18 protein-coding genes and 1 other RNA gene are annotated in these 17,332 nt (G+C 45.7%); 8 read left to right on the top strand and 11 right to left on the bottom strand.

The genetic code is table 11. The features are described 5' to 3' along the window. Positions 1-58 precede the first annotated feature (58 nt). Positions 59-610 carry a TlpA disulfide reductase family protein gene (locus MKX40_RS10045; RefSeq protein WP_339241191.1) on the bottom strand — a complete coding sequence of 184 codons (552 nt, stop codon included), beginning with the start codon at positions 608-610 and terminating at the stop codon, positions 59-61. A gap of 224 nt (positions 611-834) precedes the next feature. Here MKX40_RS10045 and MKX40_RS10040 point away from each other — a divergent pair, with 224 nt between their 5' ends. Continuing rightward, entirely contained in the window at positions 835-1,326 is a 492-nt protein-coding gene (locus tag MKX40_RS10040; RefSeq protein ID WP_339241188.1) for a Mov34/MPN/PAD-1 family protein, read from the top strand. Here the strand turns inward: MKX40_RS10040 and MKX40_RS10035 are convergent. The 3 genes from MKX40_RS10035 to MKX40_RS10025 are packed head-to-tail and all read right to left on the bottom strand — an operon-like array spanning position 1,312 to position 4,573. Beyond that, the gene (locus MKX40_RS10035) at positions 1,312-2,049 is read right to left on the bottom strand and encodes an exonuclease domain-containing protein (protein ID WP_339241186.1); all 738 of its coding nucleotides are present in this window, start codon (positions 2,047-2,049) and stop codon (positions 1,312-1,314) included. The genes MKX40_RS10040 and MKX40_RS10035 overlap by 15 nt on opposite strands. Beyond that, entirely contained in the window at positions 2,046-3,134 is a 1,089-nt protein-coding gene (locus MKX40_RS10030; RefSeq protein WP_339241184.1) for a DUF294 nucleotidyltransferase-like domain-containing protein, read from the bottom strand. Before MKX40_RS10030 ends, MKX40_RS10035 begins: the two co-directional genes overlap by 4 nt. A 38-nt stretch (positions 3,135-3,172) precedes the next feature. After that, complete coding sequence (locus tag MKX40_RS10025) at positions 3,173-4,573, bottom strand: ammonium transporter (protein WP_339241182.1); 1,401 nt, start codon at positions 4,571-4,573, stop codon at positions 3,173-3,175. 352 nt (positions 4,574-4,925) lie between these two features. Between MKX40_RS10025 and MKX40_RS10020 the strand changes: the two genes are divergently transcribed. Together MKX40_RS10020 and MKX40_RS10015 are read left to right on the top strand one after the other, a co-directional pair. After that, positions 4,926-5,354, top strand: a complete 429-nt coding sequence (locus tag MKX40_RS10020) for a MerR family transcriptional regulator (protein WP_017689377.1) — start codon at positions 4,926-4,928, stop codon at positions 5,352-5,354. A gap of 27 nt (positions 5,355-5,381) precedes the next feature. Then, positions 5,382-6,062, top strand: coding sequence for a zinc metallopeptidase (locus MKX40_RS10015; protein ID WP_338593613.1), 681 nt, complete (start codon positions 5,382-5,384; stop codon positions 6,060-6,062). Between the two features lie 36 nt (positions 6,063-6,098). Here MKX40_RS10015 and MKX40_RS10010 read toward each other — a convergent pair whose 3' ends face one another. Further along, positions 6,099-7,010, bottom strand: coding sequence for a LysR family transcriptional regulator (locus tag MKX40_RS10010; RefSeq protein ID WP_339241179.1), 912 nt, complete (start codon positions 7,008-7,010; stop codon positions 6,099-6,101). Between the two features lie 70 nt (positions 7,011-7,080). Continuing rightward, the gene (locus MKX40_RS10005; protein WP_253433339.1) at positions 7,081-7,707 is read right to left on the bottom strand and encodes a rhomboid family intramembrane serine protease; all 627 of its coding nucleotides are present in this window, start codon (positions 7,705-7,707) and stop codon (positions 7,081-7,083) included. A 147-nt stretch (positions 7,708-7,854) separates the two neighbouring features. Between MKX40_RS10005 and tpx the strand changes: the two genes are divergently transcribed. After that, a complete protein-coding gene (gene tpx / locus MKX40_RS10000) occupies positions 7,855-8,373 on the top strand; it encodes a thiol peroxidase (protein ID WP_339241177.1) in 519 nt (172 codons plus the stop codon). A gap of 72 nt (positions 8,374-8,445) precedes the next feature. On the opposite strand, the gene MKX40_RS09995 is transcribed toward tpx, so the two are convergent. From MKX40_RS09995 to MKX40_RS09980, 4 genes are all read right to left on the bottom strand, one after another. Next, positions 8,446-8,838 carry a DUF1499 domain-containing protein gene (locus MKX40_RS09995; protein WP_017689382.1) on the bottom strand — a complete coding sequence of 131 codons (393 nt, stop codon included), beginning with the start codon at positions 8,836-8,838 and terminating at the stop codon, positions 8,446-8,448. A 182-nt stretch (positions 8,839-9,020) separates the two neighbouring features. After that, a non-coding RNA gene (ssrS, locus tag MKX40_RS09990) (6S RNA) lies at positions 9,021-9,212 on the bottom strand. A gap of 51 nt (positions 9,213-9,263) precedes the next feature. Further along, on the bottom strand, positions 9,264-10,076 hold the full coding sequence (locus MKX40_RS09985; protein WP_017689383.1) for a DUF624 domain-containing protein: 813 nt from the start codon (positions 10,074-10,076) through the stop codon (positions 9,264-9,266). 207 nt (positions 10,077-10,283) lie between these two features. Beyond that, entirely contained in the window at positions 10,284-11,870 is a 1,587-nt protein-coding gene (locus tag MKX40_RS09980; RefSeq protein WP_339241176.1) for a DEAD/DEAH box helicase, read from the bottom strand. Between the two features lie 303 nt (positions 11,871-12,173). Here MKX40_RS09980 and MKX40_RS09975 point away from each other — a divergent pair, with 303 nt between their 5' ends. The 4 genes from MKX40_RS09975 to MKX40_RS09960 all read left to right on the top strand — a co-directional run bounded on the left by MKX40_RS09975 (position 12,174) and on the right by MKX40_RS09960 (position 16,256). Then, positions 12,174-12,995: a YitT family protein gene (locus tag MKX40_RS09975; protein ID WP_091017520.1), complete on the top strand. Its 822-nt coding sequence runs from the start codon at positions 12,174-12,176 to the stop codon at positions 12,993-12,995. Between the two features lie 173 nt (positions 12,996-13,168). Further along, positions 13,169-13,357, top strand: a complete 189-nt coding sequence (locus MKX40_RS09970) for a hypothetical protein (protein WP_029880762.1) — start codon at positions 13,169-13,171, stop codon at positions 13,355-13,357. 161 nt (positions 13,358-13,518) lie between these two features. Next, entirely contained in the window at positions 13,519-14,700 is a 1,182-nt protein-coding gene (locus MKX40_RS09965; RefSeq protein WP_339241173.1) for a putative glycoside hydrolase, read from the top strand. A gap of 203 nt (positions 14,701-14,903) precedes the next feature. Continuing rightward, entirely contained in the window at positions 14,904-16,256 is a 1,353-nt protein-coding gene (locus MKX40_RS09960; protein WP_339243000.1) for an MATE family efflux transporter, read from the top strand. A gap of 90 nt (positions 16,257-16,346) precedes the next feature. Here the strand turns inward: MKX40_RS09960 and pfkA are convergent, their stop codons facing one another. Further along, positions 16,347-17,318 carry a 6-phosphofructokinase gene (pfkA, locus tag MKX40_RS09955; RefSeq protein ID WP_253433325.1) on the bottom strand — a complete coding sequence of 324 codons (972 nt, stop codon included), beginning with the start codon at positions 17,316-17,318 and terminating at the stop codon, positions 16,347-16,349. Positions 17,319-17,332: the final 14 nt, after the last annotated feature.

Genomic DNA, 17,332 nt, shown 5'->3' with positions numbered 1-17,332 from the left:
AAAAAGAAGCCTCTGTACCCATGATTCATGGATGCAAAGGCTTCTTTCTTTGCAGTAATTAATTTGCAATTAATTCTTTAATCTTACGTTCCAACTCTTTTTCGGGCAATATGCCCAGAATAATCTCCTGTATAACGCCTCTGGAGTCGATCAGAACATTCGTTGGAAAGGCGACCCCATTGTATTGAGCATACACGGTTCCCTTCTCGTCCAAGGGAATGGGGAACTTCAGTTGGTATTCATCCACAAAAGCTTTGGCATCTTTCAGTTTATCGTAGGATGTTACATTAACGCCATAGAGATCAAGCTTATCCTTATATTTCTCAGCCATTTTGTTCAGCTCGGGAGCTTCCTGTTTACACGGATCACACCACGATGCCCAGAAACTGACGAAAGTCGCCTTGTCTTTGGCGCCGCCCACACTGTACGTTTTCCCATCCATTGCTGTCAGAGAAAAAGGAGGTGCCAGAAGACCCGCACGCGGACCCGTCTCAGTAGGCATGGGTTCCTCCTGCTTAAATACGGCGGCAATACCATCACCCGCATTCTGGGCCAGTGTAATACCAACTAGCAAGACAACACCGAGGAGTATGTATATGTTTCGTTTCATAACCCGCCACCCTTTTATATAATTAACCTATTGAAACTGAAACCTTATTTCGCGCATGTTAGATGTTTACGACAATCTATTACAGATCACCAGAACATGATTCACCAATGTCCTCTTTAATATTGTACCCTTTTCCTTTAAAATTTTACAATCCACATCACAGAAAATAAAATGAAAAAGGACTCCTGCCTAAGCAGGAGCCAAAGAGAGAGGGGTGAATACAAATGGCAGCACTTCACGGACAGCAGAACACCTTCTACATCCCTTCTTCCGTAGAACAAGAGATGTGTAAGCACATGTTCCTTTCGCTGCCGCAAGAAGCCTGCGGGGTTATGCTGGGTGAAACCGCAGCGGGCGGTATACGAATCAGTCGGTTTCAGCCCATTCGTAACGTAGCACCTGACCCGCTGCACCATTTTGCTCTGGACGATGCCGAATGGATTCGGTGCGTTTTCTCCGAACCCAAACTCATCGGCATCTTCCATTCTCATCCGCAGACTAGTCCTGTACCTTCCCTAGAGGACATGCAAGCTCTTCCCGCCTTCGCCGGTTTGCTTCAGATGTACCTCATCGGCTCACCTGACCTAACAAGCGGGTTGCGATCGCGTATGCATCTGAACGGATATCAGATTGAATCTTCGAAGGAATTGCCGGATCAAGCACACCACGTTGCGCCTTCTTACCATCTGCTTCCCGTTCCGTTATGCGTGACTTAGCTGGGTATACAAATCACCCAGGGTCTCCACATTTTTACGCATCATGTCCTCCAGATAACAGGACCATAACTGTGCAGTCATTTTCGAATCTTCCAGTGCATGGTGACGACCATAGATCGGAATGCCTCTGGATTCCAGTAATTCATCCAGACCATACCCCGGCCTGCTTGGTTCAAGCCAGCGAGCCAACATCATCGTATCAATTAAACGATGCGTCAGTCTTACTTTTGAAGTCCGCCACAGCGCAGCATTGAGAAAGGCGCGATCATGCGCACTTGCGTGTGCGATCAGAACATTTCCGCCTACAAAAGACATGAAATCATGTAATCCCTCCAACAAAGTTGGCGCGTTCAGTGTCATCTCCTGTGTAATACCTGTAAGTTCAGTAATATGTTCCGGGACCGCAGTTTTGGACTGCACCACTGTATAGAACTGTTCTCCTTCCAGCACCACACCACCATGTATACGGACCGCACCAAATGAGATAATCTCATCCCCATGCTGGGGCGAAAAACCCGTCGTTTCCAGATCAAATACAACTGCGTCCAACTCGTTTAGAGGCGTATGCAGAACCTCAGGTCTGCGCTGTTCTCTCATCATCGAGCGGATAAACGCCATGTGTTGCGCCGTAGGGGCTCCCATAATGGAAGCGATGGCGGAAGGAACCCCTCCCTGACGCAGCGAATTCCAGAATCCTGTATTGCCCCTTGCCGGCTCTCTCATGGACGTCTCCTTTCTGCAAAACGCAACTGTCTTTGCAAAGCACGATGCACTCGTCGTACCAACCCGAGCGTATCCCTGAGCTCATAATGAATCTGTTTTTGTTTCATCTGTTTCTCATCAAGGAACCCGCTGCTATGTTGCAAATCCCCTTGGATGATAACCGGCGTACTTCGACGAAACTTCAAAGCGGCTATGAAGGCCCGCTGACATGCGTCCAGTAGTGTAAACGGAACAGCTTCAAGTGAAGTCAGTCTCTCCATTCTTTTTAACGTAGATGACTCCTTGATCCCATGCTGCAAAGCCAAATAACGGGCACTGTTCACAAGTGGGATGTACAAACCATACTTGACATCAAATCCACCTGCATGTTCACCAAATCGTTCTGTGACCACACGTCCAAGTACATTTAATGTAGCTTTATGTTTAACCGTATTGCGAAGAACGGCATCCGAAAGTTCAGGAACAAGTCTGAATTGTTCATAAAAACTTGTGATCCACTCCTCTGCCAGACTTTGCTGCCCCGCAACAAAACGCATGTCTGAAGCGATGATCAGATTACGAACAGGCTCCCAATTCAGATCTGAACTCCACTCTGCCAATTGTTGCTTCCATGATGCCAGCGTTTTTCTCCACAGTGACTCTGAGCACATAACTTTGCCTTCGCACTTGGCGTAACCAAGCCCTTCTAACATATCCGTGATTCGCTGTCCAAGCTCGGCAAAGTATGCCCCTTTACCCTCATATGGGATATCGCTAATAATCATGCCATTGTCCTGATCACTCCATAACGTTGCTTCTTCCCTGCCAGAACTGCCAAATACGATAAAGGCATAGGGGACGGGAGGTTGGCCTAAGCCTTCCTCAACCATCCCCTGAATGCATAACTCTACTGCTTTCCGTGCAATCCGGTCATGCAGTTCATTTACCGTTTGGTACCACTCGATTGGCGACAAGGAAGCGGACAACAAATCCTGGAGCTCATTCTGTAATATCACACGTGCCTGGCGCAGTTCTGGAACAGACACCGCACCATCGATTCCCTGATAAGACCAGGAGTAGTTTGTAAACGAGATGGGTTCCATCATGTCCAGCCTCCTTGATGCATGTTTCAGCATTATCCAACTCAGGAGCTGAACGTACCACCATTGGATTTTGAATCTACGCTTTTCATTTGTTCAGGGTATCCGTAAGTACCGTGCTCACTGATATCCAGACCCATTGTTTCTTCTTCTTCAGTAACACGGATGCCCATGATCGCTTTCATTCCGCCCAGAATAATGAAGGACATCACCAGTACGAAGGCAAAAGCACCCGCCAGACCTAGAAGTTGTACGCCCAATTGGTGGAAGCCACCGCCATAGAACAGACCCGCTTGACCTACACCAGCATTCTCGGCAAGTTCAGGAGTAGCGAACAAACCTGTGGAAATCGCACCCCACATACCCGCAATACCATGTACGGAGAAAGCGTAGATTGGATCGTCAATTCCTTTACGATCGAAGTACTGTGCTGTGAAGAATGTGATGATACCCGCCAAAGCACCGATAACCAGCGCTGCCCAAGGCTCAACGAATGCACATGCCCCTGTAATCGCAACGAGTGCCGCAAGCACACCGTTTAACATGCTAGGAATATCTGACTTACCAAGTACTGCCCACGAGATTAACAGCGCAGCAACACCACCTGCTGCTGCAGCTACGTTAGTAGTCAATGCAACATAACCGAAGAATCCATCCCCCATGGCAGATAACGTACTACCTGGGTTGAATCCAAACCAACCGATCCAGAGGATAATAACCCCGAGTACGGAATACACTTGGTTGTGACCTGGAATGATGTTAGGTTTGCCGTCTTTGTTATATTTACCGATACGTGGTTTCAACAAGATGGTAGCTACCAATGCTGCAGTCGCACCAGTCAAGTGAACTACCGTCGATCCTGCAAAGTCTTGCATACCCAGCTCAGCCAACCAGCCGCCGCCCCATACCCAGTGAGCAACAACCGGATACATAATAATGGTATACAATGTACCAAACACGATATATACGCTCATCTTTGCACGTTCAGCCATACCACCGCAGGCAATGGCCAGAGATACCGCCGCAAAGGCGAGGTGGAATACAAATTTGATAGTCAGTGGAACATCGGAGAAAGCCAGTGATTCGAAGGAAGCAGCCATACTGTCTCCACTTAGGAAGAATCCGGTAGTTCCAAAAAATCCATTACCATTACCGAAGCCTAGACCAAAACCCAGCCCCCAGAAGGCAATAACGGAAATTCCCAATGTCAGGATGGTCTTACCTGCAATGTGTCCTGCATTCTTCATCCGTGTTGAACCCGCTTCGAGTAAAGCAAATCCCCCTTGCATCAAGAATACGAGTACCACAGCCAGAAACGTAAAGGCTGAGTTCAAACCACTTTGAAGTTCAATGTTAGTCGGACCCTCCGCAGCCGCAAATGCGCTGACCGGAAAAGCTAACAAAGTAAGCATTACTAACATGGAAACCAACCATTTCTTTCTCATATACCCCACTCCCTCTTATGTTAAGTTTCTTCACATAACGTGAAACTCTTAATGTCATTATAAGCAGAAGAGAGGAAAGTTGACAAGAGTATTTTCATCAAAATTGAAAATTATTTCTGGGAATAAAGTCATACGTCTTTTTCTTGCACTTAAGTACATAATCACATTCTATGAGTACATAGATATAGAAATGCGGTATCCTGATCGCCAAAGCATAACGTTTGACTGTACGGTTAAAGATCATGTATCATACTTATTAGTAAGAAAAATTGGGCGTAGTATAGAAATTCGCAACTGGAAACTACAATTCCCTACATTTGAACTTGCAAGCGAGGTGAATATCATTGGGGATATGAAACTTTTTCGGATTGGCGAACTCGCCAAGACCGCTGGTGTGAGTGAACGGACGATTGATTATTACACAAAGCTTGGGTTGATCGCTCCCGAAGAACGTACACAAAAAAATTATCGTCTCTATAGTAATGAAACTTTAACGAGGCTTGAACGTATTGTACAGATGAAACAAGAGAAGTATAGTCTCGACGAGATTAAGCAATCTCTTGAGAAGTGGCGTCTGGTTAGTACAGAAGAACAAGTTGCCAGCAAATTGACAACATTGGAACTTCACGTACAACAACTTGAGCGAGAGGTTAATGAACTCAAACCGCTCCTTGGAGAGATGAAACCTGTACAAGCACGCAAAATGATGGCAGGACTTCTCACCAAAAGCGCCGGTACAATGGAGGCACTTAAAATCTTGCTTGAGAACACCATGATGTAGCTTATTTCAGAAAGCGGAGGAATGAATATGAGTTTTAATAACGGTATGTTCGTATTGATCATTATCGCCTTTTTGCTCTCTTTATGGGCGCAATTTCGCGTTAAAGGTACATTTAGACGTTGGTCGGAGGTCCCGAACCAAAACGGAATGACGGGTTACGATGCTGCTCGCCAGATGCTGGATGCTAACGGCCTGCATGATGTTCCAATTGAACCTGTACGCGGCACGCTCTCAGATCACTACGATCCGATCAATCGGGTTGTACGGTTATCAGAACCAGTATATTATGAAAACTCAATCTCAGCTGTTTCGGTAGCCTGCCATGAAGTTGGTCATGCCATTCAGCATAAAGAAAGTTATCCAATGCTGGCACTGCGTCACCGGATCTTCCCCATTGTGAATTTCGCATCCGGATTAGCTCCATTCCTGCTGATTGCAGGATTCCTCTTCAATGCCATGAACCTTGTAGGGATCGGTATCATCTTCTTCTCTGTAACTGTAGCATTCCAACTCATCACGTTACCGGTTGAGTTCAATGCGAGTAACCGCGCTAGAGAAATTATGGTATCTGAAGGGTACATCCGTAATGAAGAAGAAAAAGGTGTTGCAAAAGTCCTAAACGCCGCAGCCTTGACTTACGTCGCTGCAGCGTTGATCTCACTGCTTGAGTTGATTCGTTACATCGGAATCTTCAATAGCCGCGATTAATTGCATAGCTCATACAACAAAAACAATACCCCACCGTTAATCGGATGGGGTATTGTTCTGTTGTAAACCAAAATAATGAAGCAAAAATGAACGAAAGGACTGGGCAACCAGCGGCAACTTGTCATCTGCACGGTGAATTAACCCAATGGTCCGTGTTACTTTTGGATGGGAGATGGCGACATGTGCCGGTTGCAACGGGTTTGTCTGGAATAGCGCCATCTCAGGCAGGAGGCTGACCCCCATGCCCGCAGCGACCAATCCGCGGATCGTGTCGGTCTCTTCCCCTTCAAAAGCAATTTTGGGTGTAAAACCAGCTTCCAGACAGGCATGCCACACAATAGGACGAAGAGAATAACCTTTGCTAAACAATACAAATTTATCATCCTTGAGTTGTTCAAGCGCAATGGTCTCTTCACCAGCTAACGGGTGATTCGGAGGAAGGATGGCATGTAATTCTTCCGTGAGTACAATATCACCAGCCACTTGATCATGCTTCTCTGGAAAAGGAGAAATGAATGCCAAGTCTACCTCTCCCGATAACACGTCACGAATCAATGTAGGGAACATCCCCTGCTTGAATCTGAATTTCACGTTAGGGTAGCGCTGACGAAAAGCAGCTACAACGGAAGGAATGAGATGAATCCCCAGGCTATGCGGGAATCCAATGCGGATCTCCCCATGCTCCGGGTCAAGAAACTCATGAACTTCCCCGACTGCTTTGTCCAAATCTTTTAATATACCTTCAATTCGTTTGCAAAAAAGCTGTCCTACTGCAGTCAACTGCAGGTTTCGCCCCTTTTGCATAAAAAGGTCCACGCCCAGTTCTTCTTCTAGCTGATGAATCTGACGACTCACCGCCGACTGTGCCACATGCAGCTCTTCAGCAGCCTGTGTTACATGTTCCTTCTGTGCCACTTTCAAAAAGTAATGCAACTGTCTTAATTCCACTCGTCCTGATCGCTCCAATCTGTTATACCCTACTTATCCTTGACTGCATTCCATCTTGAGAACGTTCTGACTACCGCTTTAAGCTGCGAGGTTTCCACAACCTGATCAACAGTCCGTAAATAAAGAATCCACCCAACAATCCTCCGAGGTGCGCCATCCAATTGATGCCCGACATCGCGAAAGAGAATATGATCCCGAACAAAAGCAGCGTGTACATCGTTTTGCGCGAAGCCTCGTCCATCATCGTTCGCTGGAACAGCGCTACATACAGGAATGCACCATAGACGGCATAGATCGCTCCAGAAGCACCTACGGAGATGGTGATACTTCCAATCGAGTTGTACCATGCAACAGCAAGGATATTACCCAATACACCACCACCCAGATACAATACACCATACCTTACCGACCCGAGCAAACGTTCCATTGGTGGTGCAAATACAATTAACGCAAAGCTGTTAAACAATAAATGACTGAAGCCCGCATGCAGGAAGATCGATGTAATGTAACGCCACCACTCCTGTGCGAACAGTTCATGATTCGTAAGTGCCCCGAATTTCAGCAGCACCATATTGTTCGTTGAGCCACCGTTCACCGTTAACACAATAAACATCACAACATTGGCAATTAAAAAAATCGACGTCAAAGGGAAATACTTCAGATAACCTTTCCAGTTCTCATAGCGAATAAATATCATAAATTTCTTCTTTCACTCCACCCTGTTCAGATCGGACTTAATCTCTGATCCATCGTAATGGTACATGTCCGAATTGGACAATGCCTTTCATAAAAGATTATAATGGATTTTGGCACGGATCACCAATTTATAAGGAGGAACATTATTATGACACAAGAACGTACAGGCGCAGCCACATTCAAAGGCAACCCTATTACATTGATCGGACCCGAACTGAAAGTGGGCGATCAAGCACCTGATTTTACACTGAGCAAAAACCTGGTTGAAGATGCTTCCCTGAAAGACTACGCAGGCAAAATCAAATTAATCAGCGTTGTTCCTTCCCTGGATACTGGCGTATGCGATGCGCAAACTCGTCGTTTCAACGTTGAAGCTGGAGAACTGGGAGACAATGTTGTTGTCTTGACAGTAAGCGTTGACCTTCCGTTCGCTCAAGCCCGTTGGTGCGGGGCAGCTGGTGTCGACCGCGTAGTTACATTGTCAGACTACAAAACACGTTCTTTCGGTGAAGACTACGGCGTTCTGATCAAAGAATTCCAACTCGACATGCGCTCCATTTTTGTTTTGGATGCCGAAGACCGGATTACATATGTGGAGTATTTGCCTGAAATGACAGACTCCCCTAACTTCGAACAAGCCATTGCTGCTGTAAAAGCTTTGCTGTAGAAGTTACCACACGTTCAGAACAAAAGCGAGGAAGGTTAACCTTCACTCGCTTTTTGTTATTTATCATCTATTTCAATCATTCGCTTTATACTTGCTTAGCTTCTTGTCCAGTACGGAGAATAAGTTCATAATCGTGCGATAATTCGAACCCAAATCTCCAAGCGAACCACGTGAAGCTGAATACATATCCACCGCACTACGAACAGGACTTACCGAGATAATGGAAACTGTAATATCCATCGTCCGTCCAAAGGTAGTCCGCTTCTCCAGTATAACTTCTCCAACAGAAGGCACTTCGTGCAGCACTTTATAACCCGGAATTTTTTTGAGTGTTGAAGAAACCTCTTCCCAAGCTCTGTCTTTAGATAAGTTATAATACCGTGTTTTTAATTTGGGATCCTTGGCTCGATCGCTGGTCCCCTCCATGCTGCGGATGATACCGACGAGCGTTCTCTTTAAGGTCAAGACCCTTCCTCCTTTGATTGTAACCGTTCCATTTATGTATCTAAGTGTAACATTGTTCAAGTAGTAACAAAAGGGTAAGCATCATATTTATCACAAAACCAATCAAAAACAATCATCACAACTTAAAAACACCCTGAGATTCCTTCAGAAGAGGGAAAGTCAGGGTGCTGTACATGAAAATTTAGGAACCCGCCTATGCCGTCCGGCTACATTGTCTTATGAACCTGCTTGGCAGGTGGGTGACCGCAAAAATGCTTTTTGAAGTCCCCATGTCGTATAGACAGGGCTTTTCAGCAACATTCTGTGTTGATCTCCCGAAGACATCATCATTGGTTCAAAACAACGAATAACCGAAACGTACATCGCAGGATGTACAATTATTATATCCCTAACTGTGTAAAAAGTAAATGGCGATTCATCATGTTTTATTTTTGCAATGTAATGTTTTTGTCGTCTGATGGCTCAGATGTTTCACCATTCTCTGCTGATTGTTCAGCCAGCGCAGCAGCTTCCTCTTCTTCCTTCTTCAACTGCATCTTCTCCATCTGCTCCTGCATTTTGTTGAAGGTTGCGTAGAAGTTAAAGAACGCGAACCAGGCAATGATGCTGATAATGAAGAAGACGAACAATACCGGATAACGGAAACCAATGTAGAACAGTAGTCCGCTTCCCAGCAATGTGGAAAATACACGGAATGGTCTGATCAGCGTTAACAGTACTGCATTTTTGATAATGAGTCCAATGGACATGTGATAATGTACAACCATTGAGAAAAAGTTAAAGAGTGATACAAATAACAAGAGAAGCAGCACAAGCATGATGATTCCCACGAGCTGCATGTTGCGGAACTGGGTCATGTACACCGTATAATCCAGATACATGATCGCGAACAACAATGTGTAAAAAATGCCCCCGATTAAACTTTGCTTGTAGTTTTCTTTGTAACCTACAAAGAACGTACGGAAGATTGGCACATCCGTATCTCCCATATTCCATTTACGAACAACCGTAAACAGCGCCGACGTCGCCGGGAATAGTGTAAGCGGTGCCACAATGGCTATAGCCCAGTTCATTTGCAATGATTCGTTGGCGAGGTTCTGCTGCATAACGAGCAGTTTCATAATCAAGAAAAACAAGAACGGAGACGAACAAATAGCCCACAACAGATTGGTTGCGGCAAGTCTCGTAATCCACTCTGTAAGCCGGTAGATCCCACCCATAGCTCCTTTAAATTCCAAACATTTCTCCTCCTCCGCAGCCTTGCGTATTACCTGAAGTCTAATATTAATATACCTTATTATAGATAGGAAAAGCCAGTACTTCCCGAAAAGAGATCAGCTCCGCCTTTGACCAGCGCTTTGCATAATCAGCAAAAAAGAAAATAGCCATCTAAAAATAAAAAAATGGAGCAGTTGCCTGCTCCATTTCAAGTTCACACATTTATATTACTCGAAAGAGGAATCTTTTGCTGGACGACGTCCTTCGTTGGAGCTTGGACGAGGTTTGCGGTCACGGTTGTAACCACCTTCTCTGCTTCCGCCACCAGTGCTGCTGCCGCTGTTACGATCACGGTTGTAGCCACCACGTCCGCCGCCACCGCTGTTGCGATCACGGTTGTAGCCACCACCACTGCCGCTGCTGCGGTTACCGCTATAGCCAGATGGTTTACGTCCGCCAGAGCGAACATCCGGTTTGCGACGCTTCGCACGGATTGGATCTTCAGGAGTCAGGTCAACTTGAGCATCTTTTTTGTCACCTGTCAGGAGCTTCAGAGCAGCCGACAACAGTTGAACAGAATCATATTGCTCAAGCATTTGAATCGCGATACCTTTGTATTCGTTCAATTCGCCCGATTGTACGATTTCCAGCAAGCGTTCTGCTGTCAAACGTTGTTTTCCTTCAACAGCTTCTGCCATTGTTGGCAGTGGTTTACGTGGAATACGGTGACGTGTTACACGCTCAATGAAGTGCAAGTGATCAATCTCACGCGGTGTAACGAAGGACCAAGCAGCACCCTCTTTACCCGCACGACCTGTACGACCGATACGGTGAACATAGCTCTCCGGATCTTGCGGAAGGTCAAAGTTCACAACGTGAGTTACGCCGGATACATCGAGACCACGTGCAGCTACGTCTGTTGCAACGAGTACATCAATGCTGCCGTCACGGAACTTACGCATTACTGTATCACGTTGATTCTGGGAAAGGTCACCATGGAGACCATCAGCAGAATATCCACGTTTTTGCAGAGCTTCAGCCAATTCATCAACACGACGTTTGGTACGTCCGAATACGATCGCCAGTTCAGGAGATTCCATATCTAGCAAACGGCTAAGTGCTTCGAATTTTTGACGCTCAGGAACTTCAATGTAAGCTTGGTCGATCAATGGTGCACTTACTTGTTTAGGAATTACAGATACGTGTTCAGGGTTGTTCAAGAATTGTTGAGCCAATTTTTGAATGTTAGGAGGCATTGTTGCTGAGAACAGCATCGTTTGACGCTCGTCTGGTACTTGTTTCAGGATAGACTGAATATCCTCCATGAAACCCATATCGAGCATTTCATCTGCTTCATCCAATACAACAGTTTGTACATCATCAAGTTTGATTGTTTTGCGGTTGATGTGGTCAAGGAGACGTCCAGGTGTACCAATGATAATTTGTGGTTTTCTTTTCAGTGCGCGAATCTGACGAACGATATCTTGTCCGCCATAGATTGGCAGGGAGCGCAGACCTTTGAAGCGAGTGAGTTTTTCGATCTCTTCAGCAACTTGGATTGCAAGTTCACGTGTAGGTGCCATAATGAGGGCGCGGATTTTTTCGTCACTTTTAGTGATTTTGCTGATCAATGGAATACCGAATGCAGCTGTTTTACCAGTACCCGTTTGTGCTTGACCAATCAAGTCTCTTCCTTCAAGCGCCAAAGGAATTGATTTGGATTGGATTGGTGTTGCTTCTTCAAACCCGAGCTCAGTGATGGCTTGCAGCACCAGCGGTTCAAGATTGAAATCTGTGAAATTTAAATTTGTCAAAATTATTCATACTCCTTTTATATGGTGGACATGGTGGACAATCCACTTTGTTGTCTGTATTCTTAAGTAGCGTTAATATTTATAGGGTTCCCAACTGGGCAAATTATTTTCACGAACGATTATAATTCCATGAATGGGTCCCCAACATAAGACTAAAACTACATACATGTGTTTGAAACATTTCAAATTTTATCGTTCCATTTGGGAAAAGTTTCCTACTCAAGAATATCCACAAATCATTATATCACAAAACAATTCAAGATTACCAGCAATCTGGTTTTAAATATAAATGAGGTGATTAAATTGCCCAAAATAATTTGGCACTCTTTAGTGATCATTTTGGGTGCCGCAGCTATTGCTTGCGGCTTTAACTGGTTCTTGGTCCCCCATCAGCTTTTAAGCGGCGGGGTATCCGGTATTTCAATGCTTCTGGGTTATTTTACAACGTTGAATCTTAGTATAATGTATTTTGTTCTTAACATTCCCCTGCTCATTGCAGGTTGGTTTATTCTTGGACGTCGTTTCATTACATTAAGTATTCTCTCGGTAGCAGCCACTTCTTGGTTCATTGCGCTTCTGCCTGTTTTTGCTGTGGCTACAGACCCTTTGCTTAGTTCTGTATTTGGCGGTGTACTCATTGGAATGGGCACTGGCGTTTCCTTCCGCGTCGGCGGCTCCACAGGAGGACTCGACATTGTTGGGTCCATTTTCACACGTAAACGAGACTTTCCGATTGGTACAGTGATGGCCGGCATGAACGGTTCGATTATTATGCTTGCAGGATACCTGAGTGACAATTGGAATACAGCGTTGGCCTCCATGGTATCCATTTACATCACGGGCAAGGTGCTTGATCTGATCCATATCAGTCACGTCAAGGTAACCCTGTATATTATCACAAACGAAACCGAAGCCATGTTAAAAAAATTACTTGTTCGGCCTCGTGGAGTTACCAAAATTAAGACTCAGGGAGCATACACGGATATTGAAAAGGACATGCTCATGACCGTTACCACCCGCTACGAGCTGGTTGAAATTAAACGAATTATCAAGGATACCGATCCAAATGCTTTTGTTAACATAGTGGAAACGGTTGGTGTTATGGGCTCATTTCGCAGAAGTTAAGACACCTGTACGGTTAACAATTCACAACATTGTGGTATAATAACGGTGTACGGCTCCTAAATATGTTGTATAGCAGGTTCAACCCTTCAATTTCACAGGCCATATGCTTTCCCGAATGCACCGAATGACTTACCATTTTGGAATTCGAGTAGGAAAGGGTGATTAATGTGGATATGGAAACGGTAAAACTGTTTGAAATTGTCAACAGATGGTGCCCGGAAATGCTCCCTTTCTTGAAACCGAATGAACTCGACTCACTGATTGTCCTCCGGGATGGGCTGGGCATCCTGGAACAGGGAGACGCAATGGAAATCATTCAGTACAGTATTTGTGAGCATCAAAATGAGATTTACATTCAATAATTTTTTTCAGATTGATCACGCCGCTTTTTGCAGGGGATTTCCTCTGCAGGAAGCGGTTTTCATTTTTTCCATGTGTTTCATTACTTGCTTAATATGGTTAAAAGCCCGGAGGCTTTAATGTATAATTCATATATGGAATGCACATAAGGGAGTGGAAATGAATGAACATGTTTTTGGCTTTATTGGCTATGGCCTTTGGAAGCTTTGGTGGTACCCCCGCAGCAGCGGATCAGGGAAACCCCCAGTTCCAATCGTTAACCAACAGTTTTAACACCGCAATCATCCAATCTCAAAAAGATCAGGTCGTTATTGATGCTGATAACCCACCTGCCAAAATGGATCCTCAACCTGACGCACCTGTGGTCAAAGGTATTTACGTCACAGCCTACAGCGCTGGCGGGGCACGTATGAAAGAATTGCTGGAACTGACAGACAGTACCGAACTGAATGCCATGGTCATTGATATCAAAGACGATCTCGGATACATAACTTATCCCACAGAAAACAAAGCGCTACAGAAAATGGGCAAATCCCAACCCTTTATTCGGGATATCGATGCCTTGATGAAACGGCTGCAAAAACACGATGTCTACCCGATCGCACGTGTCGTTGTATTCAAAGATACGATTCTTGCCAAGAAGAATCCAGAGCTTTCCTTCCGAAATAAGGATGGATCTGTATGGGCCAATGGCAAAGGCGACAGCTTCGTGAATCCGTACAGCAAGGAAGTGTGGGACTATAATATCGAGATTGCAAAGGAAGCGGCCAAACTTGGATTCAAAGAAATTCAATTCGATTACGTTCGTTTCCCGGAAGGTTTCGAAACTCGGGCCGATGTACTGAAATATACCAAGTCCGACAAGTCACGGGTCGATGTTGTGGCTGAATTCGTGCAATATGCACGCAAGGAGCTCGCGCCGTTAGGTGTTCGTGTCTCAGTGGATATTTTCGGTTATGCCGCTTCTGTACCTGCAGCTGAAGGCATTGGACAAGATTTTGTGAAAATATCCGAAAATGTGGACGTCATCTCTCCGATGGTATACCCTAGTCACTATTCAACGGGATGGTATGGAGTGAAGGACCCTGACAAAGATCCTTACACCACCATTAAGGGCTCCATGGAAGACACACACAAGAAACTGGACCCTACCAAAGAGCTCAAACCCGTCATTCGTCCGTGGATTCAGGACTTCACGGCAAGTTGGCTTGGAAGTGGGCATTATATCAAGTATGGCAAGAAACAAGTGGAAGACCAGATTAGAGCGATGAAAGACATGGATGTGCATGAATATCTGCTCTGGAATGCGTCCAATCGTTATACATCCGGTGTACAATATGAGTAATCCGCACTTTTGCATATCTTTGTATTCATCCAACCTCGCTCCGCTTTAGGCGGAACGAGGTTTTTTTGCTTGCCTTTCTCGATTGTGCCTCTCTTCTGCTTCTGTCCCTATTCAAATCGGACAAAATCCACTACAATGAATAGCTGTCCAGATATGACACTTGGATGACATCACTTTAGAATAGCGAGGCACTGCCAGTGAACATGAACACAACAAGTTTTTCACAAAAAGTGAAGCAATTCCTGATTATATTTTTGCCCATCTTCACCACTCAAATCGCCCTCTCTGCCATGTCGTTCTTTGACACGAATATGTCAGGCAAGTTCTCCCCGGCTGACCTTGCAGGAGTCGCGATTGGCACAAGTCTGTGGATGCCAGTTCAAACTGGACTAAGCGGCATTCTAATTGGCATAACCCCCGTTGTCTCTCATCTGTTAGGTTCCAAACGTAATGATCAGATCGGATATAACGTCATACAGGCGTTGTATCTTGGCATTGCTGTCAGTCTAGTCGTTATCGGAGCCGGGGCCTTGTTACTTGGCCCTATACTAAACGGAATGCCTTTGGAACCTCACGTTGCCCAAGTGGCCTTTTATTTTCTGTGTGCACTCGCTTTTGGCATTATCCCACTCTTCGGTTATACCGTGCTGCGCAGCTTCATGGATGCACTTGGCCAGACGCGAACGACAATGTTCATTACACTGGTCTCGCTGCCCGTTAATATCTTGCTGAATTACCTGCTGATATTCGGCCGCTGGGGCTTTCCCCAACTGGGCGGCGTTGGTGCTGGAGTCGCTACAGCTTGTACGTACTGGCTCATCTTTCTCATTAGTCTCTTTTTTGTCCATCGGATGGAGCCTTTCGCTCAATACGGTATTTTCCGTCAGTGGACCCGCGTATCCCTGGCCAAATGGAAAGAGTTACTCAAGATCGGGGTTCCGATTGGATTCGCGACTTTTTTCGAAACGTCCATCTTCGCTGCGGTGACTTTAATGATGAGCCGATTTGATACCACAACGATCGCTGCCCATCAGGCGGCTCTGAACTTCGCTTCTACGCTCTACATGCTGCCTGTGAGCATATGTATGGCTCTTACGATCCTTGTAGGTTTTGAGGCAGGTGCAGGGCGTCTGAAAGATGCCAAACAGTACAGTCTGCTCGGCATTGGTGGAGCCATCGGACTCTCCCTGCTGACAGCCATCGTGTTGATTGTGTTCGGTGAACAGATTGCAGGTGTGTACTCAAACGATCGAGAGGTCATTGCACTTACGCAGCATTTCCTCATTTACGCCATTTTCTTTCAGATCTCGGATGCCATTGCTACACCGACCCAGGGAGCATTGCGTGGCTACAAAGATGTGAATCCGGCACTAATCATTACGTTCATAGCTTATTGGATTATTGGCTTGCCTGTTGGTTATCTAACGGCTACATATACTTCTCTCGGTGCCTTTGGATACTGGATCGGACTCATTGCCGGCCTTGCTGTAGGAGCAACAGCGCTTCTCTGGAGACTCTTTCGGATACAAAAACATGCCGCACTGCGCAAGGCGTAAGATTTATATTCACTTCCGTAAAAACGTAAAACAACAAAAAAAGCACAATCCTCGTTCATGCGGGATTGTGCTCTTTGCTTATGAATCGAATTATTGGGACAAACGTTGCGCAAGCTCGTAAGTCTCCATATCAAAATCTTTTTTCGTGTTAACGACTTTATCAATATCCGTCAAGGTAAGTTCACCCTTGATAATGCCACAACCTTTGTCTGTCTCGCCTGCGATCAGACTACGGACAGCGAAGTCGCCCAGACGGCTCGCCAGGTTACGGTCGAAAGGTGTTGGCGTACCCCCACGCTGAATATGACCCAGAACGGTTACACGCGGCTCATATGTCGGGCAACGTTCCATCAGTTCTTTCGCCACATCCTCACCCTTGCCCACGCCTTCTGCAACGATGATAATACTGTGACGTTTACCATGTGCAAAGTTAGCTTTCATCCGATCTGCCACTTCGTCCATGTCAAACGGAACTTCCGGCACAAGAATGGTCTCAGCACCCGAAGCAAGTCCGGCATGCAGAGCAATATCCCCACAGTGACGACCCATAACCTCAACGATGGAAGAACGTTCGTGTGAAGACATCGTATCACGCAATTTGTTTACTGCGTCAACTACTATGCTTACAGCTGTATCAAATCCGATCGTATAGTCGGTGAATGAAATATCATTATCAATTGTTCCTGGCAGACCCATTGTGTTAATGCCCAGTTTGCTCAGTTTGTTTGCTCCGTTGTAGGAACCGTCTCCACCGATAACAACCAGACCGTCAATGCCACGTGCACGCAGAATGTCCGCACCTTTTTGCTGGCCTTCAGCTGTGTAGAACTCCTTGCAACGTGCCGATTGAAGGACCGTTCCCCCACGTTGGATGATATCCCCTACACTCCGCAAATCCATTGGGAAAATGTCATTATTCAAGAGACCTTGGTATCCACGTTGAACTCCATATACTTCGAGACCGTGAAACAGTCCGCTGCGAACAACCGCACGAACGGCCGCGTTCATCCCCTGTGAATCACCACCGCTCGTTAACACTGCGATTTTCTTTACTGCTGTCATGATGTTTCTTCCTC

Source organism: Paenibacillus sp. FSL R5-0517 (genome assembly GCF_037974355.1).
Lineage (GTDB): Bacteria > Bacillota > Bacilli > Paenibacillales > Paenibacillaceae > Paenibacillus.
Note: the sequence above shows the minus strand (reverse complement) of the source record. Positions and strands in the feature narration are given on the sequence as shown.

Coding starts and splice junctions, on each gene's coding strand:
- MKX40_RS10005 (WP_253433339.1), bottom strand. CDS start 7,707: ATGATATTTATTCGCTATGAGAACTGGAAAGGTTATCTGAAGTATTTC.
- MKX40_RS10020 (WP_017689377.1), top strand. CDS start 4,926: ATGAAACTTTTTCGGATTGGCGAACTCGCCAAGACCGCTGGTGTGAGT.
- MKX40_RS10025 (WP_339241182.1), bottom strand. CDS start 4,573: ATGAGAAAGAAATGGTTGGTTTCCATGTTAGTAATGCTTACTTTGTTA.
- MKX40_RS10035 (WP_339241186.1), bottom strand. CDS start 2,049: ATGAGAGAGCCGGCAAGGGGCAATACAGGATTCTGGAATTCGCTGCGT.
- MKX40_RS10040 (WP_339241188.1), top strand. CDS start 835: ATGGCAGCACTTCACGGACAGCAGAACACCTTCTACATCCCTTCTTCC.
- MKX40_RS10015 (WP_338593613.1), top strand. CDS start 5,382: ATGAGTTTTAATAACGGTATGTTCGTATTGATCATTATCGCCTTTTTG.
- MKX40_RS09960 (WP_339243000.1), top strand. CDS start 14,904: ATGAACACAACAAGTTTTTCACAAAAAGTGAAGCAATTCCTGATTATA.
- MKX40_RS09970 (WP_029880762.1), top strand. CDS start 13,169: ATGGAAACGGTAAAACTGTTTGAAATTGTCAACAGATGGTGCCCGGAA.
- tpx (WP_339241177.1), top strand. CDS start 7,855: ATGACACAAGAACGTACAGGCGCAGCCACATTCAAAGGCAACCCTATT.
- MKX40_RS09965 (WP_339241173.1), top strand. CDS start 13,519: ATGAACATGTTTTTGGCTTTATTGGCTATGGCCTTTGGAAGCTTTGGT.
- MKX40_RS10030 (WP_339241184.1), bottom strand. CDS start 3,134: ATGATGGAACCCATCTCGTTTACAAACTACTCCTGGTCTTATCAGGGA.
- MKX40_RS10045 (WP_339241191.1), bottom strand. CDS start 610: ATGAAACGAAACATATACATACTCCTCGGTGTTGTCTTGCTAGTTGGT.
- pfkA (WP_253433325.1), bottom strand. CDS start 17,318: ATGACAGCAGTAAAGAAAATCGCAGTGTTAACGAGCGGTGGTGATTCA.